This window comes from Ruegeria sp. CK2 (genome assembly GCF_056536585.1).
This window is the reverse complement of the sequence record NZ_JBQFPW010000002.1, coordinates 389,308-414,358: the sequence shown is the minus strand read 5'-3', so window position 1 is coordinate 414,358 and position 25,051 is coordinate 389,308. Positions and strand designations below refer to the sequence as shown.

Here is a 25,051-nt window from a genome sequence, read left to right as displayed (position 1 = left end):
CACAGTCCGGTATTTGCGCATTTCAGCCGTAGCGAAGCTTTTTGCCTGAACCACTACCGACTAGCCTCGGCAGGATTGGTTATGTGGTTTTCGTTGTGTTGTATACCGATGTCTTTGGTACTGGCACTTTCGCTGGTTAAGAAATGTCCGCTTCCCAGAGACTTACGATCCCAATAGCCCCCGCGCAGCGCGGGAAGTTCCGTAGCAATTTGTGAGACGAACGGCCCTTCTTCCTGCGCACCACATCGGAGATGGCGATTTGCCGCGGAGCCGATACAAATATGTACTTTTCGTCACTCGAAAGTATCCCGCGCAAGATATCGAACAACCCGTTCATATGAGTGAGTGCCTTAACACTAGCTTCCCAAAATAATTGTCCGCAAAGAGCAGATGGTCGATCCGGGAAACGGGATTTCAGGTTGTTATGTTCTGTTCCTTTGTGTCTTTGAGGCGCCGCGTTGCCTTTTAACGAACAACATCGCGACGCACCTCTCATGCTTCAGTTGCCTGATCACGTGTCATGATGATCTCGCGGGTGATCTGCCACCTGCCATCTTCAAGCACGAAGTCGATGCTGAGCGAGATGAGCTGATAGCGCCCGGTCGCGTTGTTCTTGCGACTGACCACAATATGCCCATGTGTGTCGTCGGCCTCGACCAAGTGATACTTGACCCAAGGGTTTTCGTCCTTCAGCGCGCACATGTTGTCCTTGATGAACGCCATGAACCCATTTTTATCGTTACGCATCAGGGTGCCGTCATTGAGCAGAACATAGGTCTGCATGTCGCGGTGATAGAGCTTGTCCAGCACCTCAAAAGAGTGTCCTGAAACGCCATGGATCAAACCATCCAGTGTCTCTTTGACGGCGGATGCACTGGGGTGATTTTCAGTCATTGCCATTGTAATTTTCCTGTTGGAAGTGGTGAGAGCGAGGATCACTCAGTGGCGTAGTTGCTGAACATATCCAGCACGATATGCCACGGTGCCTCTTCGTTCTCACGCTCAAGGACGTAGATGTACGTCCCTTCAAGCTGGAATCCCTGGCTGTCGACCGAAGCCTGTGTCACACCTTTCATGACGGCCTGTGTGCCATCATCAGAGATGAACAAGTCTTCAATTGTGTGAGACAGCTGGCCCTTGTTCTCGCTCATGAAGGTGATTGTCTGGCGTGGAGCGCCATCACGCCCTTGGGCCGGGCGGGTTGCTGGGGCAATCCAGAATGTATCTTCGTCATAAAGGGCGATGAGACCAGCTGCGTCATGTGTAGCAGCGAGTTCGTTGAAGTGGTCGTTGAAGGCGATCAGGCTCTCACGCGCTGCGCTCTGTGCAGTGGTTTCAGCAAAAGCGGGCAATGCCAGAGAAGCGACGACGGCAACAGTGGAGAGTAAGGATTTCAAGCGCATGAGCTTGTCCTTTCAGGTTAGATTATTGATTTCAGAGAGTTGTGGGGGAGGCGCGCGCCTTATGCGGCGCGGGTTCCCCGAATAGGATAGTTGTTTTCGGGATTGCGAATGAAGCGAAGGCCGCCCAGCAGGGTCTTCAGATCAGGGCGCGCAAATGGTGCATTCGAGATGTCAGTCACCTGAACTTGTCCGTCTGCATTCACGACAAAGATGCCAGGCTCTGCAAAGGGGCGATCATGCTCTTCAGCTGACCGCGGGTCAGAGACATAAAGACCAAGTTCGTGCATTTGATCGAGGCTCAGGTCAAACCCCACCGGGAAGCTTGGCTGTACCAGAGCGATCTGATCGCTAGCTTTGCCTTCTGGATCAGCGGAAACAGCCACAACATCAACCCCAAGCGCATAAAACTCTGGCAGAAGTGTTTCCAGCTTTTTCAGATAGGTGGTGCACATCGGGCAGTGTTTGCCGCGATACACGACGACCAGTTGCCAGTCACGACCTCCTTGCGGCACACCAAGAGTCAGGTTTCCGCCGCCAAGTTTGGCGATGCTGATTTCCGGAAATTGGGCTCCTGCAGGAGTTTTTTGGGATAACATTTTTTCAGTCCTTGCGTTTTGTGATGATCATTATAAAATACACTCAAACCCAGACGTCAAGGATTTTTGTAATGAACGTCACAAAAAAAGTCGGCCGCCCTAAAACGTTTGACCGCGACGAAGCCCTCAACAAAGCTATCGGGGTGTTCTGGAATAAAGGTTACGAAGGGGCGTCGATGAAGCTGCTGACTGATTCGATGGGGATCAACAGCCCAAGCCTCTATGCCGAGTTCGGCGATAAGCACGGCCTGTATCTTGAAGCGATCAACAGCTATGCAACGAATGATGCCTGTACGCCTTTGGTTGCGTTGGAAACTGTGCCGGATATTCGCGAAGCAGTCAGAGCGTTCTTCGAAGCAGTTATTGACTACTCAACGCACCACGTGAGCGGGGCGAAGGGTTGTTTCCTCGTCTCCTGCGTTGCGACAAGTGCGGGACACGTTGAAGGAACTGCAGAGTTGTTGCGCGATGCAATCGCAACAACGGATAAACGCATAAAAGTGCGCTTTGACCAGGAGGTCGCCAAACGGTCACTTCCTCAGGGCTTTCCGAGTGCAGATCGTGCCAAGCTGATGTTTGATCTACGGCAAGGTATGGTGTTTCGAGCGCGCGCTGGCTTTAGCGACGCGGATCTCGAAAGCGACATTGAAAAATATGTCAGATCCGTTCTCGCCGAGCCTGAAAGTTGACCTTTATGCATCCGCAAGTTGAGGCACTTTAGGCTCAGTATTGACCTTCCTTGCGGGTCGCATGATTGGTTGGTCGCAGGCGCGAGCGGCATCTCAAACGATCCCGGCGAAGGTTAGAAAAGTCCGCGATCTGTGAGTTCGTAGTCATATTAAGTTTGCGGCAACAGCGAGGGTCCGCAAAGCGAGCTGCGGTTGCAGCATTGTGGTGGGTTACCAGCTGTCTCCCTTGGGCCGCTAGCTAGACTTTGCAAAGCCCGCTTTCAGCGCATTGCCGCCGTCGCTGAGGCTTAGTGCCGTACTAGCAGCGAACGGCTGCTCCGTAGCCCGCCTTCGGGCCAGACTTGTCCCGATTGTCGTGCCCATGTGTCGCAAAGGTGGTATCTGGCTAGACCTGAAGCGGCAATTCCCATCCTGTCGTGTATCCACATCACGAAGTCTCCATGATTGGAGAGCAACGCGATGCCATCAGTTTCGACAAGTCTCCCGAGAGGTGTTTAGGCTAGTGTGAAAGGGCGATTGTTTCAACGATCTGAGCACGCCGGAACATTTGGGCACATACATTCGCAACTTAACGGGTGGAATAGACGGGGGTCTGAAGTTTTCTCATCCCGAACTTTTACTTATAATCCGCTGCTTGTTAAAATTAGTGGTGCCCGGGGGCGGAATCGAACCACCGACACGAGGATTTTCAATCCACTGCTCTACCCCTGAGCTACCCGGGCACGGGAACGGCATTGGCCGCTGGGTGGAGGCGTTCTATGACTTGCACCATCCAGTGTCCAGAGGCTTTTTGACATTTTTTCAGTGGGGCCGTGGAACGGTGTCTTCCGCATCCGAAATGCTGATTTCCTCATCCTCTTCCCGCTGCGACGGGACCGCGTATGACCCGTTCAGCCACTTGGCCAGATCAATATCTGCGCAGCGCTTAGAACAAAATGGACGAAACTGAATCATGATGTCTTCGCCGCAGATAGGGCAGCTCATTTCAGCACCTCGGCCAAAGGAATACGCCCACGTTTTCGTTGCAACTCGTAATGCCCCAAAGGGGTCCAGCCAGCTAGTGTTGTTTCTACGGAATCCGCCTTGAGCGTTGCGCGAAGAACCTGTTCAAACCCTCGGCGGTCTTTCTTGGGCATTGGGGCAAGGTCCAACGTAATCTGTCCGCCAAGCCCTCGCACGCGCAATGCACGTGCAAGCTGTTTTGCGCAAGCAAAATTGGCTTTGGTGCCCGCTGCCAGAGAGCTATCCTTACCTGTGTTCACATCAACCGCCACCAAAGCGCGGGTGGCTTCGATGAACAAATGTCCTCCGCCAGGCAGAGGCTCAGCAATACCGCGTGCTGTATCCAGCGCGTCCAAGACACCTTGCGCTTCGAACCCACCGGGTTCGGTGATGACTTCTGCAGGATCGGTCCAGTCTCTCCAGGCTAGAATATGAGGACCATCGCCTTCGCACAGGGTTTCGGGTTCGGTACCTGAATCGTTTAGAATCTGGTCAGCCAGAGCCCGCATGGCACTAATGTCTTCTTCAATGTCCACGATATCTGCACCGGAGCAGCATGAACGCAAAATCAGACCATAGGAGCTGTCTTCCATTTGCTCATGTGCGATCTCCAGCAAGCGATCGCGCTCATCCTCGTCGCGAATGCTTCGCGAGATGTTTAGACCCGGTGCATCCGGTGTCACGATTGCATAGCGGCTTTTGAACAGTATCCGATCGGTGATCGGTAAGGCCTTTCCGGGTTCTGCGAAGCCCGTCACTTGTACCAGCAATTGAGCACCAGGGGCCAACCCCTTAACCTGCCGTAAAAACGCCGGGCCATCCGGCGTTGTGACGAACATACCGCCCTGCCCTTTGACAGGCCGGTCCGCGCGCGCGCGGTAAATGGTTCCGGGCCTTGGTCTGTCACCGTCGATCAGAAAATCGTCCAACTTACCGTCAACCATCAAGGCAGCGGCTTGGCTCCCTTCGATCTGGTCGAGAATGATGGTACGGCCTTTCATAGCGCCTCACTGTATAACGGATAACCGATGCCTTGAAGCAACGCTGCGGTTTCGGAGAGTGGCAACCCAACTATGCCAGTGAACGATCCTGAAATCCAAGGGATGAAGGCACCAGCGGGTCCCTGAATTGCATAGGCTCCGGCCTTGCCTTGCCAATCGTCCGTGGCCAGATAGGCATTTACTTCGACATCCGATAAGCGCTTGACTTTGACTTGGGAAACCACGTCGCGTTGCAATAGGCGATCCCCGCGCCGGGCGGCGACCGAGGTCACAACCCTATGCCGACGCCCGGATAAAGCGTGAAGGAACTCGGCGGCTTGCTCAGCGTTTTCAGGTTTTCCCAGAATGCGTCGCCCCAATGCCACAGTCGTGTCCGCGCACAAGACGACATCTTCGTCATCCGCCTGAACAGCCTGAACTTTTTCACGCGCGATGCGGTTGCAATAGGGAACCGGCAGCTCACCCTTCACAGGCGCTTCGTCGATGTCCGGGGGGCGAATGGCATCGGGCTGCACGCCAAGCTGGGCCAGCAGGTCCAGCCTCCTTGGGCTGCCCGATCCAAGAATAAACGCCATTGAACAGTGCGTTACTTAAAGCGGTAGTTGATCCGACCCTTTGTCAGATCATACGGGGTCATTTCGACCTGAACTTTGTCGCCAGCCAGAACACGGATGCGGTTTTTGCGCATCTTGCCTGCCGTATGTGCGATGATCTCATGGCCGTTTTCCAGCTCGACCCGAAACGTCGCATTAGGCAGGAGTTCCTTCACGACACCGGGAAATTCGAGCGTATCTTCCTTGGCCATGTTGTCTCCATACTTACGTTGCACCCGCAGAATCTGCGGGGATGTGCGCCTAAATGAGCCTATTTCCGCCTTATTTCAAGGGCGGATTCGCCTAAAGGGAACATAATGTGACTGAATCGACTCGGGGATTTTGTTCCGCCCAATGGGCTCGGTTCAACACGTTACCATCGGCGCGGACATCGGCAATCTCCGTGAGGTTTACCTGAGCATAGGTCCAGCCGGGTTGGTTCAGAACACCCTCGGACAAAACACCCGTTTGCGGAAAGCCCTTGTCTGGTGGTCCAAAGATGCCACCTGTGCCGGTATTCATGTCTACGGCTTCGGACCAATCATTCGCCCCGACCAGCGATGCCATCACTGTAACACATTGATTTTCCAGGGCTCTAGCCATAGCGCCGATACGTACCCGCCAATAACCCGACAAGGCCTCGGTGCAGGACGGAGCCAGGATCAAGTCAGCTTCGCTCAACGCCCGACCGAGCAAAGGGAACTCGCTGTCATAGCAGATCAGCACGCCGATTTTACCCAGCGCAGTATCGAATATTTTAAGCGGCCCGCCGGGGGCGATGTCCCAAATCTCGCGCTCGAACCGGGTCATGATCTGCTTGTCCTGATGATCGAGCGCTCCGGTCGGAGCATAAAGCACCGCGCGGTTCACCGGACGCCCCGCCCCGGCCAAAACCGGGGCGGAAGCGCCTAAAATGTATGTGTTGTAAGTCTTTGCGAGGCGGGCATGTATGTGTTGTACAACTTCCATACGTTCGGAAACCGCCCGGATCGAGCGCTCCAGGTCTGACGCCGCAACGACCCCGTCCAACGTCGACAATTCCATCGCGCCGTATTCGGGAAAGACCAATAGCTCGGCCCCCTTCCCCGCCGCCCCAGACACCCAAGCCTCGAGCTTGTCCTCATACTGTGCCCAGCTATCGAGCCAGTCGAGGTTGTATGCAGCGGTCGCGACTTTCATCAGAGCATTCCTTGGGACGGTTTGCCGAGACACTAAAAGGCAGCGTCGTCGCGTGTACAGAGCAATCAAACAATCGCTAAGGATTAAACGTCGAGTTCTGCTTTGAGCCCTCACTGGAACTCTCGACTTTATGCTGCGTGCGCTCGCGGTGTCGATTTTTCTGGCAATTCGTGCATGGCGCAGAGTTTCTGGATCCCGGTTTCACAGTTTGCGGACAAAACCTACTTTATTGCCGATGAAACCAATGTCCGTGTAGCGTACATTGCGACAGCGAAATGTTGGAAGAGTAAGGTTCTTCTTCTCATATACGTTGCTAAAAAGACAACGTCGTGCATGATCAGGAAAACTTATCGTGTGAGCAAAAATGATTAAAAGTCAGATCACATTCAAGCAGCTCGAAGCCTTTTCGTTTGTTGTTGATACCGGAACTTTTAGAGCCGCCGCCATCGCACTTGGAACAACTCAGCCGAATATCTCATCTCGTATTTCAGCCCTGGAAGCTGCTTTGGATGTCACGCTTCTATATCGCGATGCTGGCTCGGTGCGTTTGACAACAAAAGGTTCGGAACTCCTTGAACGCACGCGGGACATCCTTCGTGCGGGCGAAGCGTTGCTGGAAGCGGCGGGTCGTCAGGAGCTTATCGTAGAACGGCTGCGATTGGGCGTGACAGAACTCGTCGCTTGTACTTGGCTACAACAATTCTTGCGTCTTTTGCGGCGAGACTATCCCAACCTTAGGGTTGAGCTTGAGGTTGATTTGTCTCGCAAAATTGAAGAGCGTCTGCGGGAAGGACAGCTTGATCTCGCATTGCAAAACGGCCCCTTCGCTTATCAAGCAACAGGCGAGCGAATGCTATCCAGCGAAACGTATATCTGGGTTTCGAATGAAGAAATAGCGAAGGGTCTTGTCGGAGGAAACTCTGTAGCACGCTTTTTTGAAAGGGCTGTTTTGACCCACGCCCGCCATACCGCCGCTGGACGGGCCTTGCATGACTTGGCGACTGAACGCGGCTACGATGTTGGGAAGATTGTTCATTCCAGCGCTTTATCCGCGTGTCTTCCCATGGTCAGTGAAGGGATGGGCGCGGCGCTCCTGCCAAGGTCTCTTGTCAAAGACGAACTCGATAAGGGGCACTTGAGAACACTGGATGCCGATTGGACTGCACCACCTCTGGAGTTTTTTGCGCGCTTCAACGCTGATCAGTCACCACGCTATGTTGAAAAAGCGAGCGATATAGCAGCAAGCATTCGGCCAGCCGTTACCAACGATAACTAAAATCTATCGGGTGTAGAAAATCAATTGATTTGATTTCTGATGCACTGTGGTCCCATTTGAACGAGCGAAATGCTTGTGGCTGTGGAGATACACATGAAGGCTGGATCTATTCGATTGGGCGTCGATATCGGTGGCACCTTCACGGATGTTGTGCTTGAGAAGAATGGAGAGCAACACTCTGTCAAGGTGCTGACGACTTATGCTGCCCCCGAAAATGCAATCATCGATGGGATGCACCAGGTCTGTGCCAAAGCAGGCGTTGCCCCCTCGAAGATCGAGCAAATCATTCACGGCACCACGCTGGCCACCAATGCATTGATTGAGCGGCGTGGCGCCAAGACTGCATTAGTCACAACCGAAGGGTTCCGCGATGTGATCGAGATGCGCACCGAAAGTCGGTTTGAGCAATACGACCTCAACCTCAATTTGCCTGACCCCCTTTTGCCGCGGCAGATGCGGTTCACGGTGCCAGGTCGCGTGAACGCCAAGGGCGAAATTCTGGTCGAACTTGAACGCTCTGATGTCGAAGCCTTGGTCGATCGCATCGCAGAAGCCGGCTTTGAAAGTGTCGCGGTTGGTCTGATCCATTCGTACCTCAATCCAAAGCACGAACTTTTGGTGCGCGAGGTTCTGGCCGAACGGCTACCGGATGTTTCGATTTCGATCTCTTCCGAGGTCTCGCCTCAGATGCGCGAGTACGAGCGGTTTAATACAGTCGTTGCCAACGCCTACATCAAACCGCTGATGGCGTCTTACCTAGGACGGCTTGAGGACCGGTTGCACGGCGAAGGTGTTCAGTGCCGCATCTTTCTGATGCACTCAGGTGGCGGGATCATCTCGATCCAGAATGCCGCTGATTTTCCTGTGCGACTCGTGGAAAGTGGACCGGCTGGCGGCGCGGTTTTCGCGGCGCACATCGCTGCGCGCTATGGCCTCGACAAGGTGCTGAGTTTTGACATGGGCGGGACCACTGCCAAGATTTGTCTCATCAAGAACCAGACGCCTAAAACTAGTCGCGTGTTCGAAGTTGCGCGGACCTATCGGTTCAAAAAGGGCTCTGGGATGCCCATCTCGATCCCCGTGATCGACATGGTTGAAATTGGCGCGGGCGGCGGCAGCCTCGCCCATGTGGACGGAATGCGGCAGATCCGCGTCGGCCCTGAAAGCGCGGGATCAGAACCGGGACCTGCCTGCTATGGCCGCGGCGGCGAACGGCCGGGAGTGACGGACGCCGATCTGGTGCTGGGCAAACTGGACCCGGATAACTTCGCAGGTGGGTCGATCACCCTGCATCCGGACAACTCTAAAGCGGCACTCACAGCTCATGTGGGCGATACGCTAGAAATGGATGCGGTTGAGGCTGCTTTCGGTGTGGCCGAAGTGGTGGATGAGAACATGGCGAACGCCGCGCGTGTCCATGCGGTCGAGAACGGCGAAGATCTTAGCGAATACACGATGATCGCCTTTGGTGGTGCTGCCCCGCTGCATGCCGGTCGTCTTTGCGAGAAATTGGGGGTGGAGCGCCTTCTGGTTCCACCTGGGGCTGGTGTTGGTTCGGCCATCGGATTTCTGCGCGCACCCTTCAGCTTTGAGGCCAATCGATCTGTTTATATGAAACTGAGCGATTTTGATGCAGATAAAATCAAGCACCTTCTGTCCGATCTGAAGGCAGAGGCCACCGGTTTCGTGCGCACCTGCGATGAGGTCAGCCCGATCCTGTCTGAGTTCAAGGTTTACATGCGATATACAGGTCAGGGCTGGGAAATCCCGATCGATTTGACCGAGAGCCAGGCGATGAACCCCGATGCCGCCACGTTCGAAGCGCGGTTCGAAGAAGATTACGCAAAGCTCTTTGGTCGCCCGGTTGCTGGCATTGATATCGAGATCACCGTTTGGTCGGTGAACGCCACTACACCACCTGAGCAAGTGACGCAGATTGCAGAAACCGATGGCAGCGCACCGGTCGCCTTGAACGGGACGCGGAAACTCTTTGATGCCAGCATAGGCAGCTATCTCGACGCGCACGTGATTGATCGGGCAACGATGAAAACAGGGCAACGGGCTTCAGGCCCGGCAGCGTTGACCGAGGCTGAGACTACCATCATCGTGCCTGCCAGCCGTGATGCCATCCGACAGCCGGATGGGTGTATTGATTTGGTGAAGAAGGGAGCAGCCCAATGACGCAGGAGCATTCCAAAGTCGCCTATCAGGTTATGTGGAACCGCCTGATTTCGGTCGTGGAAGAACAGGCGCAAGCGCTTGTGCGTACGGCGTTTTCAACATCTGTCCGCGAGGCCGGAGACCTGTCAGCGGGCGTATACGACACCCATGGCAACATGCTGGCTCAAGCCGTGACCGGTACGCCTGGGCATGTGAACGCGATGGCTGACGCTGTGGCGCATTTCATCCGTCGGATTGGCCGTGACAACATGTTTGAAGGTGACGTCTACATCACGAACGATCCGTGGGAAGGTACGGGCCATCTGCATGATATCACCATGGTTACCCCGTCCTTTCACAAAGGTGTTCTGGTCGGCTATTTCGCCTGCACAGCGCATATCGTGGATATCGGTGGTCGTGGCTTTGGCGCGGATGCGCAAAGCGTCTATGAGGAAGGACTCTATATCCCAATCATGAAATTTGCGGATCGCGGTGAGGTAGACGAGACCCTTGTGCGGATCATCCGCGGAAACGTTCGAGAACCTGACCAACTCATCGGTGACATCTACGCTCTTGCCACGTGCAACGAAATCGGCCACCGCCGCCTGATCGAAATGATGGAGGAATTCACACTCGACCAATTGAACAGCGTTGCTGACTTTATCCTGGAGAACTCTCGTCGTGCCACGATCGAGGCCATTGCGGCCCTGCCGCAGACCTCTGCTGTTGGCGAAATGACGATGGACGGTTTTGACGTGCCGATCACGTTAAAGGTCAAGATCAGTGTCGAGGGGAATCGGATCGTCACCGACTTCACCGGCACCTCCGGCTTGGACAAAAAGGGAATCAACTGCCCACTTGTCTATACCAAAGCCTATGCCTGCTACGCGCTCAAGGTCGCGATTGCACCGGAAATCCCGAACAACGCGGCCTCACTCGCACCGTTCGAGATCACTGCGCCGAAAAACTCCATCGTGAATGCACTTCATCCCGCACCTGTGGCCTTGCGCCATATCGTGGGGCATTTTGTGCCGGACGCGGTCTATGACGCCTTTGACAAGATTGTGCCGGGTCTGGCGCCCGCCGAAGGCGCCGGATGTCTATGTAATTTCCAAGTCAGCTTGCGTCCTCGAAGCGATGCGCCCGCACCAGCAGATGCACGACGGTCCGAAGTTTTGACTTTCAATTCAGGAGGCTCCGGCGCGCGGCCTGAGCATGATGGTTTGAACGCCACCGCCTTCCCGTCGGGGGTCATGACCATGCCCATAGAAGCGACTGAACACGCAGGTCCCGTCATCATCTGGCGCAAGGAATTGCGCCCCGACAGCGGCGGTGCGGGCAAGACGCGTGGCGGTTTGGGACAGTACATGGTGGTCGGCGCACAAGAGGGGCATGAGTTCGACATTCAGGCCATGTTCGACCGCAGCCAGCACCCCGCACGGGGCCGCAGAGGTGGACAAACCGGAGCGCCCACGACGATTGCGCAAGACGACGGGTCGGTCATGCAGGTGAAAGGCAAGCAGTTCGTACCGCATGGTCGCAAAGTAGTCATGGCGTTCCCCGGTGGCGCTGGTTACGGAGATCCTGCCGAGCGCCCAAAGGAGCTGGTCAAGCGTGATTTGGCGCGTGGGTATATCTCGACGGATACAGCACAGCGGGACTATGGCCTGTCTGATCAAGAAATAACGGCGATCCAGTCAGCAGTCGCAAGGGGAGAACAGATATGAGCAACCAAAGCCCAAACCAGCAGAGCTATGACGTGGTCATCGTCGGAGGCGCCATTATGGGGGCCTCTACCGCGTGGTTTCTGTCTGACAACAAGGATTTCAATGGTTCGGTCCTGGTCATCGAGCGGGACATGACCCTTACAGCCTGTTCCACAGCGCATACCAACTCTTGTATGCGGCAACAGTTTTCGACGGAGTTGAACGTTCGGATTAGCCAGTTTGCCGCCGACTTCGTGAAGAACATTCGCAGCTATATGGGGGGCGATGAACGTGTGCCTGAGCTTGGTATCCGCTCCTTTGGTTACATGTACTTCGCCGACAACGACAGATTTGCTGATGTATTGCGCGAAAGCCAGCAGGTTCAGTTGGCGGCAGGCGCGGCGACACAGTTGATGACGCCGAAGCAAATCAAAAAGGCTTACCCATTCTACAACGTAGATGACATTGTGCTGGGATCAATCAACCTTGTCGACGAAGGTTACTGGGACGGGGCGGCTGTAAATGACTGGTGGCGTCGCCAAAGCCGTGAGCGCGGAGTGGAATGGGTCCAAAACGAGGTTGTTGCCATGACCCGCAACGCCGCAGGGACTAAAGTGGAAAGCGTGACCCTTGCGTCGGGCGAAGTGATCGCCTGCGGTCAGGTTGTCAATGCCTCTGGCCCTCGCGCAGCGCGAACTGCGAAAATGGTCGGCATCGACGTCCCGGTTGAACCACGCAAGCGTTACTCATGGATCTTCAAGGCCGAGCAACCGCTCGATCGGGATCTGCCGCTCACAATTGACCCGTCTGGCGTCCACGTGCGCGAAAACGGCGGAGGGACGTATCAGTGTGGCGGGCATTCCGACGTTGACCCAGCCGTGGATTACGACGATTTCGCGATGGATCACTCCATATGGGAGAACCACATTTGGCCGATCCTCGCGACCAGAATTCCGCAATTCGAGGCAATAAAAGTTCAAAGTGAATGGGGCGGCCATTATGCGATGAACACATTTGATCACAACGCGATCATGGGACCGCATACAGAGCTGTCGAACTTCATCTTTCTCAACGGGTTTTCCGGCCATGGGTTGCAACAATCACCTGCCATGGGGCGCGGCACAGCTGAATGGCTGACGCATGGCGAATACCGAGTGCTCGATATGACGCCTTTCAACTATGAACGTATCGCTGCAGACCGACCAATCATTGAGAAAGCCATCATTTAATGGAGCTCCCAGAAAATCGATTCACCAGCGCGATCACAGCTGGTGAAAAGCAAGTCGGCCTCTGGATCAGCCTGTGCAGCAACTTCGCGGCCGAGGTGGTATCGACGGCGGGCTATGACTGGGCGCTGATCGACATGGAGCACAGCGCCAACGACTACTTCAGTGTGCTGGGCCAATTGCAGGTTTTTGCGGCGTCTCCGACCACAGCCTTGGTTCGCGTGGAATGGAATGACGCGATAGCAGTCAAGCGGCTGTTGGATCTTGGCGCGCCGGGCCTTTTGTTTCCGATGATCCAATCGGTGGAAGAGGCCGAGCAGGCCGTTGCCGCGACCCGCTATCCGCCGCGTGGCAGTCGCGGTGTCTCTGGCTCAACAAGAGCGACCGCATTTGGCCGCATTCCGGACTACGTGGCACGTATCGAGGATGAAACCACGGTGCTTTTACAGCTCGAAACTTGTGCCGCCGTGGAACAGGCCGAGGCCATTGGCGCGGTAGAAGGTGTCAGCGGTATCTTCTTTGGGCCCGCCGACATCGCCGCCGATATCGGCAAAGTTGGCAAACCGATGGACCCTGATGTGTGGGCCTTGATCAAACCCGCAGCACAGAAGCTGATTGCGAAGGGCATGCCTGTCGGCACTTTGGTTACAGACCCTTCTTTTGCCGCCGATCTGCTGAACGAAGGCTTCACATTTGTGGCGATTGCCACTGATACCGGACTTTTGGCGCGGGCCGCTGACATTGCATTGGCGCAGGCAAAGGGTGCGCTGGCATGAGTTTTGCCTCATCGCGTCTCGCATTGGTCAAGCCGTCGGCATCCGCCTGGGTCAGCCAAACTGCAAAAGCGGCCAAAGCGCGAGGCGAAGATGTGATCGACCTCGGGCTGGGTGAGCCGGATTTTGATACGCCCAATCATATCAAAGAAGCAGCGCATCAAGCCGCGCTAAGGGGCGAGACTAAATACCCACCCACAAACGGCACCCTGGAGATGCGGCAAGCAGTCCTAGACAAGCTGAAACGCGAAAACAATCTCGACTATGCGCTGGACGAAGTGATCGTCTCAAACGGCGCCAAACAAGTGCTCTTCAGTGCCCTCATGGCAACGCTGGAGCCAGGCGACGAAGTGTTGCTCTGCGCTCCCTATTTCGGACAATACAAAGACATCGTGTTGATCCTGGGCGGTGTGCCTGTGCCTCTGGAATGCCCGGCGGGCGCGGGTTTTCGCCTGAAGCCAGAACAGCTTTCCGAAGCGATCACGCCCAAGACCCGTTGGCTGCTCTTGAACCAGCCATCGAACCCTTCCGGTGCGGTGTACTCAGACGCCGAAATCGTATCGCTTGGATCTGTGCTGGCAGATCATGAACGTGTTTTGGTTCTGTCGGACGAGATTTACGAGCATATCCTATTTGATGGACGTATCTTCCGTTCGTTTGCGGCGCTCTGTCCGCATCTGAAAGACCGAACGCTGACGATAAACGGCGTCTCAAAATCCTATGCTATGACGGGTTGGCGTATCGGCTATGGAGCAGGACCAATGGGCTTGATTGCCGCCATGACCAAGGTCCAGAGCCAGATTTCATCCGGAGCCTGTTCCATCGCCCAGGCTGCCGCAGCTGCTGCTCTGAACGGCCCACAGAATGAGGTGCGTCGTTTCCGCGCTGCCTTTGAGCGTCGCAGGGACCTTGTTGTGGCACGGGTTGCAGATATTCCAGGCCTGACACTTGATCCGCCCGGCGGTGCATTTTACGGGCTCATTGGCTGTGAAGCGCTGATCGGCAGCACGACGCATGATGGTGATACCCTTGCCTCTGACGCGGATGTCACGACTTATCTTCTGAAAGCCGCAGGCGTTGCTGCTGTGCCTGGCAGCGCCTATGATCTCTCGCCTTTCTTCCGCATCTCGACAGCCGCGTCCGAAGAGACGCTGATCAAAGCGCTTGACGGCATTGCAAAGGCCGTCGCCGACCTGAAAGGACTTCGCCCATGAAAAAAATCATACTCACCGGCGCTGCCGGTCGCCTTGGCTCGTATCTGCGCGAACCTCTATCCAAACTTTGCGAGGAATTTGTCTCCTCGGACATTGCTGACACTGTATCAAACCTCGCACCGAATGAGACATATGTGAAGGCGGACATCTCCGATCTCAACGCCATGGTCGCGCTATTGAAGGGCGCAGATATGGTAGTGCATTTCGGGGCCGTGGGCGATGAAGCCCCTTTGGAGGTACTTTGGGGACCGAACTTCTACGGTGCCTATACCGTGTGGGAGGCCGCCCACCGCAACAAACTGCGCCGCGTCATCTATGCGTCGTCCATCCACGCCGTGGGGATGCACAAGAAGACCGACTTCATCGGCATCGATGCGCCACACAAGCCGGACACGTTTTATGGGCTGGCCAAATGTTTTGCCGAGGATCTCGCCTCGCTTTACTGGGACAAGCGCGGGCTCGAGTCGGTCTGCATGCGTATTCTGTCCTGCGCGCAGCCGACCAATTCACGCGCCGTGGGCACCTGGCTCAGCTACGACGATCTAATCCACATGGTTGAACGCGCGATCAGCACGCCGATCACAGGGTTCAGCGTGGTCTATGGCGTATCCAACAACGACCGCGCGCCAGTCGACAATGCCAAGGCACAGCACTTGGGCTATCGTCCGAAAGACAATGCCGAACAATTCGCCGAACAGATTTACACCAATGATGGCCCGCTGGACCCCCACGATCCAGCCAACAACCATCACGGAGGCCCCTTCGCGGCCGTAGAGCTCGGACACAGCGGCATGGCGCATTTGAACCTCGACGCCGACGACACGGCAAAAGATTGATCGCACCGACGTTACGTTGATAACTGCCGATGGCTCCGGTATGGGTGCAAAGAGCGCAGGCGCCTTGGCTGCAGACGGCTTCAATTCCGGATTCTTTCGTCCTCTTGTAAAGGCAAAGCCCTTGCGAAAGATCACGGCAGCGTCGGCATTCCAGGCACCAACAACTCCGAAGAAGACTAAGAAGTTAGTCGACGGGTAATGGACCATTGGGGTCGCATTAACATGTTGGTGAACTCTGCTGGTCACTGATCCGGCGCACCGGTGTTGAAACCGAATGACGAAGATTGGAACGACGGCATAGAAGTAAGGGCCAATATCACCGGGCAGAACTTCGGGTTAGTGAGGAAACACAATGTCGGTCTTGTGGACGAACGGAGCTCCAACGGTTTTTGTCGAAACTGTAAAGTTTTGAAGGAGACACTCCTGCGTCAGCTCTGAGCGGATTTGTGGAATTTGTGCATGGTTAAGCATCTGGCAGTCGGGCTCAGAGTCACAAAGGTCGACAGCACCGTGCGATACCTTGACGTCAAACTTGAAGAGGCGCTGAGAATCGACATTTGAACCATGATGGCGGCCGGCACCTGCCGTTCGCCCGTCCGGACTGGACCCACCTCCGCGGCGCAGCGGTGGTTCGGATCGAGCCCAATTTCCCGACACTCTGTCCCGCAGCGAATGTCCGTTTTTGGGAAGCGGGAGGGCAGTGCCCAGAAATCGCGGCCTTTAGTGGACATTTGTTGATGCCTACTCGCGATGAGGAGAGCTGCCACCTTTGCACGATTTAGCCATCTGAAATTACTTTAAGCTGGATCGTACAAGTAACCGATGCCACGCACTGTTCTGATGATTTCCGGCTTTCCAGGATTGGCTTCAAGTTTCCGGCGCAATCGGGAGATTCTGATATCGATACTACGGTCGAATGGGTCCCAAGACCGGTCGTGCGCCTGCTCTAAAAGTTGGTCCCTGTTCAGGACGCGCCCTTTGTTTTCTGAAAAAACCTTAAGCAGGCTGTATTCCATGGCCGTCAATTGGACTTCGGATCCATCAGCCGCAAATAGCTTTGCTGCGTCTTTGTCCAAAACGAAGTCGCCAAACAAAGCGCGGTTCGTAGTATTTTTTTCTACCTTCGTCGAACCGCTGATTGCTTCGCGCCGAAGAATTGCCTTTATCCTAGCTTCGAGCTCTCGCAAGTCGACAGGTTTGCCAAGATAGTCATCGGCCCCCATTTCAAGGCCAATGATCCGATCAACGACGTCACCGGCTGCGGTGAGCATTATGACAGGTGTCGTGTCTTCTGGACGAAGGGACCTTAGAATTGAAAGACCATCTTCCTTTGGCATATTGATGTCCATAATGATGACATCGACGCTATGGGCTGTCAGAATTTCGCGAAGTTCGTTGCCGCCAGAAGCGCCCGATACCTTGTACCCTCGTTTGCCCAGATACTCCTGCAGCATCTCGCGGAGGTCGACTTCATCATCGCACACCAAGATGTGAGCATTCTGACTATCCATCTGATCGTTCCTTCTGGTCGGCGAGCAGCTTGCCTACAAGATCTCTGAGTTCTGCTGGTGAAACCGGTTTTTCGAGATAAGGAAGGCCGGACTCGCTGAGCAACCCCAGAGAGCTTTGTCCCATCGTGTCACCAGTAATGTAGGCGGTCCTGTTCAACATCTTTGGGAAGTGAGTCACCAAAGCGTCGTATATTTGGCGCCCATCGACACCCGGCATGTTAAGATCGCTGAGAAAAACATCGTAGTTGATTGAGCCGAGACGGCTGATAGCTTCTTCCCCTGAGGTGACGAAATCAACTTCAAAGCCTTCTTTTCTAAGAATTTCTGCGTTCAATTCGCCGACCTCTACCTCATTATCCACAATCAACGCTCTGTGGCTTTCAGGCGTACTGACCGGTTGAGTGGGCTCGTCCTGTTCTGATCGCTGACCGAGAGCACTGGGTAGCGTGATGCGAAAACATGTGCCGGAACCATCAGTCTGATCGAGGCGGATCTGTCCGCCATGCGAAAGAACGATCCGGTGGCAGAATGCGAGACCAATCCCGGTGCCTTCACCTACTTCCTTGGTCGTGAAGAACGGTTCAAAAATGCGGGGGCGAATGGCGGCGGGAATACCAGGACCGTTGTCTTGGATGGTGATTTCAACCATCCCTGCGTCAGGCTGTGATCTGGCCGACACTTTGATATGGTCGCCACAACCAGACGACGTTAGCGCCTGCTCGGCATTGATGATCAAATTGATGATGACCTGCGTGATTTGATCTGCGTCAGCGGCAATGAGCGGCATATTGTCAGGAATATCCTGCATGATGCTGATGTCCCCTGACTTACTGCCATAGCCCACAACATCTGCCGCTGTTTCAATTACGCTGGCAACATCGACCTGTTCAATCTTACTGGGTTGTTGCCGTGCCATCGCTAGGAATGTCTTGACGATCTTGGCACATCGCTCTGCAGCGGCGCTGATCTTGTCAATCCGAACCATCACGTCAGGATCTGCGATCTCTTCTTTCAGCATCAGCGAATGACCGACAACAACAGAGAGCGGGTTGTTGAGTTCATGGGCTACGCCAGCAAGCAGTTCCCCAAGTGCTGACATTTTTTCATTCTGAAACAGCAGTTCCTTTTGTTTGGCCAACTCCTCAGAGAGCGCCAATTCCTCAGTCAAATCGCGGGTGTTGGAAACAATGACTTCTTCACCATTAAATTCGATAAGGCGTGACGAATCCGCCCCCCAGAATTTCCGTCCCTTCGCATCAACAAATTCAATGCGTCGATCTTTGAGAGCCCCGGCTTGTCGAAGGTCCGCCAAATAGCGTTCGCGATCCGCCGGGTTCGCGTAGTACGATCCAGAATTTTTTGCAGGGCCAAACAGCGCTTCAAGGTCTGGCGTTGCAAAAAGAACTTCCCCGGTGTCTGCTTTGGTCATGTTAATAGCCGCCGGGTACGCTTCCATGACCTGTCTAATCAGGGCGTCAGCTTCCTTTTGGACGGTCAGGTCAATTATACTGGTGACGATGACTTCCTCGCCCTTAAAATCGATCAGTTGCGAAGAGATGGATGCTGGAAAGACTTTCGCGTCGGCATTGAGAAGATCGACTTTGAAATCATCTACGCGCCCATCGACCAAAAGCTGCGTGATGAAATCCGCGCGCTGTTCTGGATTGACATAATGCTCTCGCGCAGATTTTGCGGGTCCAAACATCTGAAGTGCCGCAGGGGTTCGGTAGAGTATTTGGCCATCCCCAATCCGGGCCATAGTCACAATGGCGGCACTGGCATCCAGCACCTTTCTAATGAGAAGGTCTCCGTCGCGTTCTTCCACCTCCGCTTGTTTCTTGGCTGTGATGTCTTCTCGGGTAACGACAAAGCCACCCAATCGTGTGGGATGAACAGAAATCAAGTAGGTGCGGCCGTCTGTTTCGGTCAGTTCAAAATCCTGAATGAACTCGATGCCTCCAGCCAACCTGTCAGACACCCACTTTTCTTCGTTACCCACAGCGTCGGCATATAGGCCCTTGCGCGCGGTTTCGCGCATTAGGATTTCCCAATCCAGACCAGGTTTCAGAAGATGGGCAACGCTTTTGTTCATTTCAGCGTATTTTTGATTGAACATTACAAGGCAGCGGTTGTCATCGTATAGGGCGAACCCTTCTTTGAGAGATTCAATTGCATCACGCAGGAGGTCCTGCGCTCGTTTGATTTCTTCACGATCGTTGGCCATGTCCATCGTCATCCCGATTGTCTAAGGCAGCATTGTTTCAATGCCATTTCAAAATCGCCTTCTTGTGTTTCAATTGTTTCACAGGCGCATGCCTCAAGCCAGACACAACTGAAAATTGTCATGTCTGGAAGGCGGTTAGCAGAAACCGAGGCGGAAACACGCTGCGCAACAACTGAAACACTGTGCACCCGAATCCGACATCCCGCTGAAACAATGAAGGGTCAGTTATTGTTCATCGCCAACGCACTTTGGATTAGCACAATGACTTTTTCATCTCGACCAACAGAACACAGCAATGCACCGATTGTCGCCTTGCACTCCTCTGTATCAAACAGTGGCCAATGGAGCCAATTGAAAGCGGACTTTGATGGTCGATTTGATGTCTACGCATTTGATCTGCCGGGCTGTGGCGGCGCACCTTTGACCGGTGACGCCTCTCTGAACGGTGCTGCATGTTCCGCAGCCCCGGTGATCCGGGAGATCGAAAAGTTTGGGCGCGCTGTTCATCTCGTGGGCCACTCAAACGGCGGTGGAGTTGCAATAAAGGTCGCACTGATGCGCCCTGACCTTGTCAAAAGCCTGGCAGTCTACGAACCCGCGACGTTCCATTTTCTGGAGAACGGGGACAGTACGGATAAATCTCTGTTTCAACAGATCCAGAAGGTTGCAGCGCTGGTGACAGCGGCCGCAGAGGACGATGATGCATCTGCGGGCCTAGAGCGCTTCCTGGACTTCTGGAATGGTGCAGGGTTTTGGGATCGTCTCTTACTTGCCTCCAAACAGACGTTTGCCGGTGCGATCTCTTCAATCCGGGCTGACTTTGCCAACGGGTTCGCGGAAACTTGGGAGTTGGCTGATCTCTCTATATTGAAGATGCCTGCACTGGTGATGACAGGTCTGGAATCCCCGGAACTGACCCAGCACGTAGCTGTCGCTATAGCAAAAGCACTCCCTGCGGCGCGTATCGCACTGCTGCCTGAGCTCGGTCATATGGCGCCGATCTTCCAGCCAGAGTGGGTCAACTCGCGCATTTTCGAGCATGTGGCCAGCGCTGAGCGGCCAACCGCAACCTGTAGCTGGCCAAGTCTGGTGGCTGCATAACACGACCGCATTCCTTGAATGCAACACTCTACGAAACCGCTGGTGATGGACCAGCAAAACACCCAAAGGAGAAATATCATGGGCGCGCATACAACAATCAATCCGGTAACCGACTACACAGCGATCAAGGCAAAACAGAACGTCGCCTGGGGGTCCGGGGACTACAGCAAAGTGGGAGTAACCCTGCAAATTACGGGCGAAGAGCTTGCCGAAGCCATGGATATGCCTGCTGACGCCACAATCCTTGATGTGGCAGCCGGAAACGGCAACGCGACGCTGGCTTTTGCACGGCGCTTTAGCAACGTGACATCGACGGACTATGTCGCCGAATTGCTTGAAGCCAGTGGCAATCGGGCCAAAGCAGAAGGTCTGTTTGTGAACTACAAGGTCGCTGACGCAGAGAACCTGCCGTTCGAAGATCAGTCGTTTGACGCGGTCGTGTCCACTTTCGGGGTTATGTTCACGCCAAACCAACAGCAATCGGCTGGGGAACTGCAACGCGTGGTAAAGCCTGGTGGCAAGATCGGGATGACCAACTGGACACCAGAAAGCTTCATCGGACAGCTTTTTAAAACTATCGCAAGGCATGTGCCACCGCCTGCCGGGGTCAGCTCTCCAGCATTGTGGGGCAGCCGGGAGTGGGTGGATGAGACATTTGGCACCATGGGCGATGTCGCTTCGTTCCAGCCCAAGAACTTTCTGTTCCGCTACCGGTCTGCTGAACACTTCTTGGACTACTTCCGCACCTTCTATGGCCCGATGCAAAAGGCTTTTGATGCGTTGGATGAAGTCGGACAAGCCGCATTGCGCAGCGACATCTTGGCGCTTGTTGAAAAATTCGACACCTCAACCAATGGTTCCCTGAGCATCTCTTCTGAATATGTCGAAGTGATAATTAAACGCCACTAAGTTGCTGATACGTATCCTTAATCCCTTCTGGCTTCCCAGCCGGAAGGGCGACTAAGCTGTTGGCGATAGATAGGCTTAACTTGTCCAGAGAGGGTTTGTAGTCTCAAACTGAGGGGGCGCATCTTTGCTCTAACTCTGGTCGAAAGGAAATGAAGATGGCTGAAGGCACACTCTACGAAAAGTACGGAGGGTTTTCGCAGATCAGTAGGATCGTACTTTCCTTTTACGACACGCTTCTGGACAATGATGAGATCGGCCCTTTTTTTGATGACGTTGATATGTCTCGGATTGTCGATCATCAAACCAAGTTTATGGCATCGCTACTGGGTGGTCCTGCGTCTTACACGGACAATCAACTGCGCCAATTGCATTCTCATCTCTCCATCACCGACGCGCATTTCGATGAACTTGAAGAGGTGCTTAGAGGCACTCTGTCTCAGCATGGCATGACAGGCGAGGACATCGAAGTAGTGATTGCAGAGTTTGAGAAACGCCGCCCACTCATTGTTAGGTGACCTATGACTATTGAAGCAATAAACGAACAACTTCTCCGTGCCATTGGTGTTGGTGTTGCATTGCTGGACCGTCAAACGCTCCAATTCGGTTTCCGAAACGATACGTTTGATGAATGGTTCGGTGGCGATGCACAGCAGACCCAACTCCAGCAACTTTTTCCCGATCTTGACGTAAATGCGATGCAAGCGGACCTGACAAATGCCGGGCGATTTACGTCCGAAATCAGATTCAAAAAGAAGCGTCGAACGCTGGTGGTTGCTCTTGATTTTACGGCGGCGGAAGAAGACCTGCTTGTTCTGGTCTGTCAGAACATCACCCGCATTAAAGAGCTGGAATCAATGATTGATTCCTACTCGATGATGGTTGAACGCAACACGCGCGAGATCAAGCGGGAGAAAGAGCAGGTTGAAAAACTGCTGCTCAACATCATGCCCCGTTCCGTTTATGAGGAGTTCAAAACTTTCGGTGTGGTAACGCCGCAGATGTATGACCCTGTGTCTGTCCTGATGCTCGACTTTGTTGGTTTTACTGACATGGTCGCGTCCCAAGACCCTAGTGTGACCGTCACCGAGCTGAACGACATTTACAGCGCGTTTGACCGCATCGGCGAACAATTCGGTTGTGAGCGCATCAAAACCATTGGAGATGCCTATATTACTGTCGCAGGTTTGCCCGATCCAACGCCAGATCACGCCAAAGCAATCGCCAACACGGCCATCCGCTTTGTGCGATATTTAACGCGACGCAACCTAAGCCATCCACATCAGTGGCAGTGTCGTATTGGTCTGTCTACCGGTTCAGTTGTTGGTTCCGTTGTGGGTATCCAGAAGTACGTTTATGACATTTTCGGCCCAGCTGTTAATCTCGCCTCTCGTCTTCAAGAATTTGCAGATCCCATGCAGATCACGGTGCAAGATGATGTAGCAAACGTTCTCAAGGACACGTTTGATCTTAAGAGCATCGGAGAAAAGGCAATCCGTGGATTTGGAAATCAAACCATCTGGCAACTTTCTGACAGCAATTAAATTTTTGGACACATCGCATGTCGCGCTAGCTCTCCCATTTCATGAAGCGCTGAGAGTGTCCTCACATGCAGCGAAAGTCGGCCATCTAAAAGGAGCCATTGGTATTGCGAAGACCAAGGTCCGCTAAGCATCCAACATAGCAAACACTCACAAGTCCCGAATCCAGAACTGCAGCGGCTTCAGTGTTTCTCCTTCATCCCCAATATCCTTCCAGGAAAACTGCGCGACGACTCCTGGCAGAGGTTTATATCCTCGCGCCCTCCAGAATGCGTCCAGCGGGCGATGGTTCGCAGGCCGCATTGGGTGATCAGTAGGACGTTCGACACCGCAAAAGGCGCATTTGAGGTAGCCCAGTGCGCGGGCGTGCGCCTCGCGCAGGTCGAAGAATTTGTGGCCTATGCCTTGCCCGCGATAGGTGGGCAGCAGAACGGATTCAGCGCAATAGAAGATGTCGTTGATATCCAGTCCGCTGCCGTCGAAGGCAGCCGCGAAGTCATCGGCGTGATCGGTCAGGGGTGCTCCGGTTGATGCGCCAATCAGCGTTTCGCCGTCAAAGGCGCCGACGACGATCGCTTTGTTGCTGTCTCGGTAGGCCTGCAGGTAGTTGCGTTCGTACTCCAGATCGCCGTCATAGAGATAAGGCCAGGCGCGAAACACCTCGATCCGCAGGAGAGCAACGTGGTCCAGCGCCTCGCCCAGCGCGTCGCCCGTCAGGGCGCGAACATCGGTGACCTTAGCCATCAGAGACCTGTTTGGTCCAGTCGGCGAGATTGTAGAAAGTGGTGACGCGAGTGATCTTGCCGTCTTTGAGGTCAAAGAACGATCCGGCGGGCAAGCGGTAGGTCTGGCCGCGCGCCTGTGGCAGGCCTTCGTCGGTTTCCAGATAGGTACCATTAACAGTGAATTCGGCAGCGGCGCGGGTGCGGTCCTGAGCTTCGAAAATCACGATATCGGTCAGATTTTCGCGATAGCAGCGGTTCATATGGGCGCAGAAGGCGGCAAATTTCTCTTTGCCCACACGGATCTGCCCTTCGTTTACGTGATGGGCCACGTCATCGGACAGACAAGCCAGCATGCCATCGACATCACTGGCATTGAAGGCCTCGAAATAGGTTTTGACGGTCTGGTTCATTCTCACTCCGTTGGTTCGCCCCAGCGGCCTTTCAGATGCTGTACGATCTGATCGCGGGTCTGTCGGTAGTGATGTAACTTCTGTTCGCGGGTCTCGCCCATCCCGGTAGGGTCCATTATTGGCCAATAATCGACATCCAGGTGAAAAATACGGGTCAGTTCCAGCGCTTTTCGTTGGCTGGCGGGGGACAGAGAAACGATCAGATCAAACGAACTGAGGTCGTCGCCCCATTCCTGCATCTCGTCAAACGACCGCGAGCGGTGGCGCGACAGTTCCACCCCCATTTCCTGACAGACCGCGATGCAGAAACCATCAATCTCGAGATCGTTATGCACGCCTGCGGATTGGACATATGTGCCGGTGCCATAGAATTTTTTCATGATGCCTTCGGCCATCGGGGACCGAACCGAATTGTGATCGCAACAGAACAGAATGGACTGTGGCAACGACTTCACGCGTCAGCCTCCGAAATGCAGCACGCAGATCAGCGTGAACAGGCGGCGGGCCGTGTCGGTGTCGATGCTGGCCTTACCCTCCAACCGTTCCTGCAACACCCGGCTGCCTTCGTTATGGATACCGCGCCGCGCCATGTCGATGGTTTCAATCTGACTGGGCGGTAGGGTTTTGACCGCGTCAAAGTAGCTTTCGCAGATCTGAAAATAGTCTTTGACCACCTGTCGAAACGGACCCAACGACAAATGGAATTCCGCCGCTTTTTCGCTTGCTTCCGTCGCGATGTCGAACACCAAACGCTTGTCGCGGATTGATAGCTGCACATGGTAAGGACCATCGGGCACGGCACGGTCGTCCCGCGCGGGCAGCGCAAAGGTGTTGTCTTCCAGCAAGTCAAAGATGGCGACCTTGCGCTCCTGCTCGATCTCGGGGGTCGGCGGGGGCAGGTTTCGGTCGTCCAGTTCGATATGCGTAATTCGGGTCATTTTCGTGCGGTCCATTCAGATCAGAACAGACCTAACCCAAG

Annotated in this window: 26 protein-coding genes and 1 tRNA gene; 12 read left to right on the top strand and 15 right to left on the bottom strand. The window is 54.5% G+C overall.

Going from position 1 to position 25,051, the window contains the following annotated elements:
• Positions 1-492: 492 nt before the first annotated feature.
• From ACR0BU_RS05195 to ACR0BU_RS05185, 3 genes are read right to left on the bottom strand one after another with little or no spacing between them, the layout of a single operon-like run.
• Positions 493-900 carry a hypothetical protein gene (locus ACR0BU_RS05195; RefSeq protein ID WP_299076743.1) on the bottom strand — a complete coding sequence of 136 codons (408 nt, stop codon included), beginning with the start codon at positions 898-900 and terminating at the stop codon, positions 493-495.
• A gap of 35 nt (positions 901-935) precedes the next feature.
• On the bottom strand, positions 936-1,403 hold the full coding sequence (locus ACR0BU_RS05190; RefSeq protein ID WP_480735879.1) for a YybH family protein: 468 nt from the start codon (positions 1,401-1,403) through the stop codon (positions 936-938).
• A 59-nt stretch (positions 1,404-1,462) separates the two neighbouring features.
• A complete protein-coding gene (locus tag ACR0BU_RS05185) occupies positions 1,463-1,999 on the bottom strand; it encodes a redoxin domain-containing protein (protein ID WP_480735880.1) in 537 nt (178 codons plus the stop codon).
• Between the two features lie 71 nt (positions 2,000-2,070).
• On the opposite strand from ACR0BU_RS05185, the gene ACR0BU_RS05180 reads away from it, so the two are divergent.
• The gene (locus ACR0BU_RS05180) at positions 2,071-2,688 is read left to right on the top strand and encodes a TetR/AcrR family transcriptional regulator (RefSeq protein ID WP_480735881.1); all 618 of its coding nucleotides are present in this window, start codon (positions 2,071-2,073) and stop codon (positions 2,686-2,688) included.
• A gap of 647 nt (positions 2,689-3,335) precedes the next feature.
• Here ACR0BU_RS05180 and ACR0BU_RS05175 read toward each other — a convergent pair.
• The 6 genes from ACR0BU_RS05175 to ACR0BU_RS05150 all read right to left on the bottom strand — a co-directional run bounded on the left by ACR0BU_RS05175 (position 3,336) and on the right by ACR0BU_RS05150 (position 6,463).
• A tRNA-Phe gene (locus ACR0BU_RS05175) sits at positions 3,336-3,410 on the bottom strand.
• A gap of 79 nt (positions 3,411-3,489) precedes the next feature.
• Complete coding sequence (locus tag ACR0BU_RS05170; protein WP_480735882.1) at positions 3,490-3,672, bottom strand: DNA gyrase inhibitor YacG; 183 nt, start codon at positions 3,670-3,672, stop codon at positions 3,490-3,492.
• Positions 3,669-4,691, bottom strand: coding sequence for a ribonuclease E/G (locus ACR0BU_RS05165; protein ID WP_480735884.1), 1,023 nt, complete (start codon positions 4,689-4,691; stop codon positions 3,669-3,671). Before ACR0BU_RS05165 ends, ACR0BU_RS05170 begins: the two co-directional genes overlap by 4 nt.
• Positions 4,688-5,266 carry a Maf family protein gene (locus ACR0BU_RS05160; RefSeq protein WP_480735886.1) on the bottom strand — a complete coding sequence of 193 codons (579 nt, stop codon included), beginning with the start codon at positions 5,264-5,266 and terminating at the stop codon, positions 4,688-4,690. The genes ACR0BU_RS05165 and ACR0BU_RS05160 overlap by 4 nt, the downstream gene beginning before the upstream one ends.
• 11 nt (positions 5,267-5,277) lie before the next feature.
• Positions 5,278-5,496 carry a translation initiation factor IF-1 gene (gene infA / locus ACR0BU_RS05155; RefSeq protein ID WP_005978431.1) on the bottom strand — a complete coding sequence of 73 codons (219 nt, stop codon included), beginning with the start codon at positions 5,494-5,496 and terminating at the stop codon, positions 5,278-5,280.
• A 91-nt stretch (positions 5,497-5,587) separates the two neighbouring features.
• Entirely contained in the window at positions 5,588-6,463 is an 876-nt protein-coding gene (locus tag ACR0BU_RS05150; protein ID WP_480735888.1) for a carbon-nitrogen hydrolase family protein, read from the bottom strand.
• A gap of 364 nt (positions 6,464-6,827) precedes the next feature.
• Here ACR0BU_RS05150 and ACR0BU_RS05145 point away from each other — a divergent pair, with 364 nt between their 5' ends.
• From ACR0BU_RS05145 to ACR0BU_RS05115, 7 genes are all read left to right on the top strand, one after another.
• Positions 6,828-7,739 carry a LysR family transcriptional regulator gene (locus ACR0BU_RS05145; RefSeq protein WP_480735889.1) on the top strand — a complete coding sequence of 304 codons (912 nt, stop codon included), beginning with the start codon at positions 6,828-6,830 and terminating at the stop codon, positions 7,737-7,739.
• 93 nt (positions 7,740-7,832) lie between these two features.
• Positions 7,833-9,920, top strand: coding sequence for a hydantoinase/oxoprolinase family protein (locus tag ACR0BU_RS05140; RefSeq protein ID WP_480735891.1), 2,088 nt, complete (start codon positions 7,833-7,835; stop codon positions 9,918-9,920).
• Positions 9,917-11,626 (top strand): hydantoinase B/oxoprolinase family protein, encoded by a 1,710-nt coding sequence (locus ACR0BU_RS05135; RefSeq protein WP_299076774.1) that lies wholly within the window; start codon positions 9,917-9,919, stop codon positions 11,624-11,626. Before ACR0BU_RS05140 ends, ACR0BU_RS05135 begins: the two co-directional genes overlap by 4 nt.
• A complete protein-coding gene (locus tag ACR0BU_RS05130; RefSeq protein ID WP_298936894.1) occupies positions 11,623-12,834 on the top strand; it encodes an NAD(P)/FAD-dependent oxidoreductase in 1,212 nt (403 codons plus the stop codon). Before ACR0BU_RS05135 ends, ACR0BU_RS05130 begins: the two co-directional genes overlap by 4 nt.
• Complete coding sequence (locus ACR0BU_RS05125) at positions 12,834-13,607, top strand: HpcH/HpaI aldolase family protein (protein ID WP_480735893.1); 774 nt, start codon at positions 12,834-12,836, stop codon at positions 13,605-13,607. Before ACR0BU_RS05130 ends, ACR0BU_RS05125 begins: the two co-directional genes overlap by 1 nt.
• Positions 13,604-14,818 carry a pyridoxal phosphate-dependent aminotransferase gene (locus ACR0BU_RS05120; RefSeq protein WP_480735894.1) on the top strand — a complete coding sequence of 405 codons (1,215 nt, stop codon included), beginning with the start codon at positions 13,604-13,606 and terminating at the stop codon, positions 14,816-14,818. The genes ACR0BU_RS05125 and ACR0BU_RS05120 overlap by 4 nt, the downstream gene beginning before the upstream one ends.
• Positions 14,815-15,654, top strand: a complete 840-nt coding sequence (locus ACR0BU_RS05115) for an NAD-dependent epimerase/dehydratase family protein (RefSeq protein ID WP_298936898.1) — start codon at positions 14,815-14,817, stop codon at positions 15,652-15,654. The genes ACR0BU_RS05120 and ACR0BU_RS05115 overlap by 4 nt, the downstream gene beginning before the upstream one ends.
• 797 nt (positions 15,655-16,451) lie before the next feature.
• Here ACR0BU_RS05115 and ACR0BU_RS05110 read toward each other — a convergent pair.
• Positions 16,452-17,165 carry a response regulator gene (locus tag ACR0BU_RS05110; protein ID WP_480735896.1) on the bottom strand — a complete coding sequence of 238 codons (714 nt, stop codon included), beginning with the start codon at positions 17,163-17,165 and terminating at the stop codon, positions 16,452-16,454.
• A complete protein-coding gene (locus tag ACR0BU_RS05105) occupies positions 17,158-19,389 on the bottom strand; it encodes an ATP-binding protein (protein WP_480755733.1) in 2,232 nt (743 codons plus the stop codon). The genes ACR0BU_RS05110 and ACR0BU_RS05105 overlap by 8 nt, the downstream gene beginning before the upstream one ends.
• Positions 19,390-19,650: 261 nt before the next feature.
• On the opposite strand from ACR0BU_RS05105, the gene ACR0BU_RS05100 reads away from it, so the two are divergent.
• The 4 genes from ACR0BU_RS05100 to ACR0BU_RS05085 all read left to right on the top strand — a co-directional run bounded on the left by ACR0BU_RS05100 (position 19,651) and on the right by ACR0BU_RS05085 (position 22,940).
• Positions 19,651-20,490 carry an alpha/beta fold hydrolase gene (locus ACR0BU_RS05100; protein WP_480735899.1) on the top strand — a complete coding sequence of 280 codons (840 nt, stop codon included), beginning with the start codon at positions 19,651-19,653 and terminating at the stop codon, positions 20,488-20,490.
• A 78-nt stretch (positions 20,491-20,568) separates the two neighbouring features.
• Positions 20,569-21,399, top strand: coding sequence for a class I SAM-dependent methyltransferase (locus tag ACR0BU_RS05095; protein WP_480735901.1), 831 nt, complete (start codon positions 20,569-20,571; stop codon positions 21,397-21,399).
• 155 nt (positions 21,400-21,554) lie between these two features.
• Positions 21,555-21,914, top strand: coding sequence for a group I truncated hemoglobin (locus tag ACR0BU_RS05090; protein WP_298936902.1), 360 nt, complete (start codon positions 21,555-21,557; stop codon positions 21,912-21,914).
• A 3-nt stretch (positions 21,915-21,917) separates the two neighbouring features.
• Positions 21,918-22,940: an adenylate/guanylate cyclase domain-containing protein gene (locus tag ACR0BU_RS05085; RefSeq protein WP_299076802.1), complete on the top strand. Its 1,023-nt coding sequence runs from the start codon at positions 21,918-21,920 to the stop codon at positions 22,938-22,940.
• A 147-nt stretch (positions 22,941-23,087) separates the two neighbouring features.
• Here ACR0BU_RS05085 and ACR0BU_RS05080 read toward each other — a convergent pair whose 3' ends face one another.
• From ACR0BU_RS05080 to ACR0BU_RS05065, 4 genes are read right to left on the bottom strand one after another with little or no spacing between them, the layout of a single operon-like run.
• A complete protein-coding gene (locus ACR0BU_RS05080; protein ID WP_300070263.1) occupies positions 23,088-23,681 on the bottom strand; it encodes a GNAT family N-acetyltransferase in 594 nt (197 codons plus the stop codon).
• Positions 23,674-24,072 carry a ketosteroid isomerase-related protein gene (locus ACR0BU_RS05075; protein ID WP_299076805.1) on the bottom strand — a complete coding sequence of 133 codons (399 nt, stop codon included), beginning with the start codon at positions 24,070-24,072 and terminating at the stop codon, positions 23,674-23,676. The genes ACR0BU_RS05080 and ACR0BU_RS05075 overlap by 8 nt, the downstream gene beginning before the upstream one ends.
• A gap of 2 nt (positions 24,073-24,074) precedes the next feature.
• A complete protein-coding gene (locus ACR0BU_RS05070) occupies positions 24,075-24,527 on the bottom strand; it encodes an arsenate-mycothiol transferase ArsC (RefSeq protein ID WP_298936906.1) in 453 nt (150 codons plus the stop codon).
• A gap of 3 nt (positions 24,528-24,530) precedes the next feature.
• Positions 24,531-25,010, bottom strand: a complete 480-nt coding sequence (locus ACR0BU_RS05065; RefSeq protein ID WP_299076808.1) for a UPF0262 family protein — start codon at positions 25,008-25,010, stop codon at positions 24,531-24,533.
• Between the last annotated feature and the right edge of the window lie 41 nt (positions 25,011-25,051).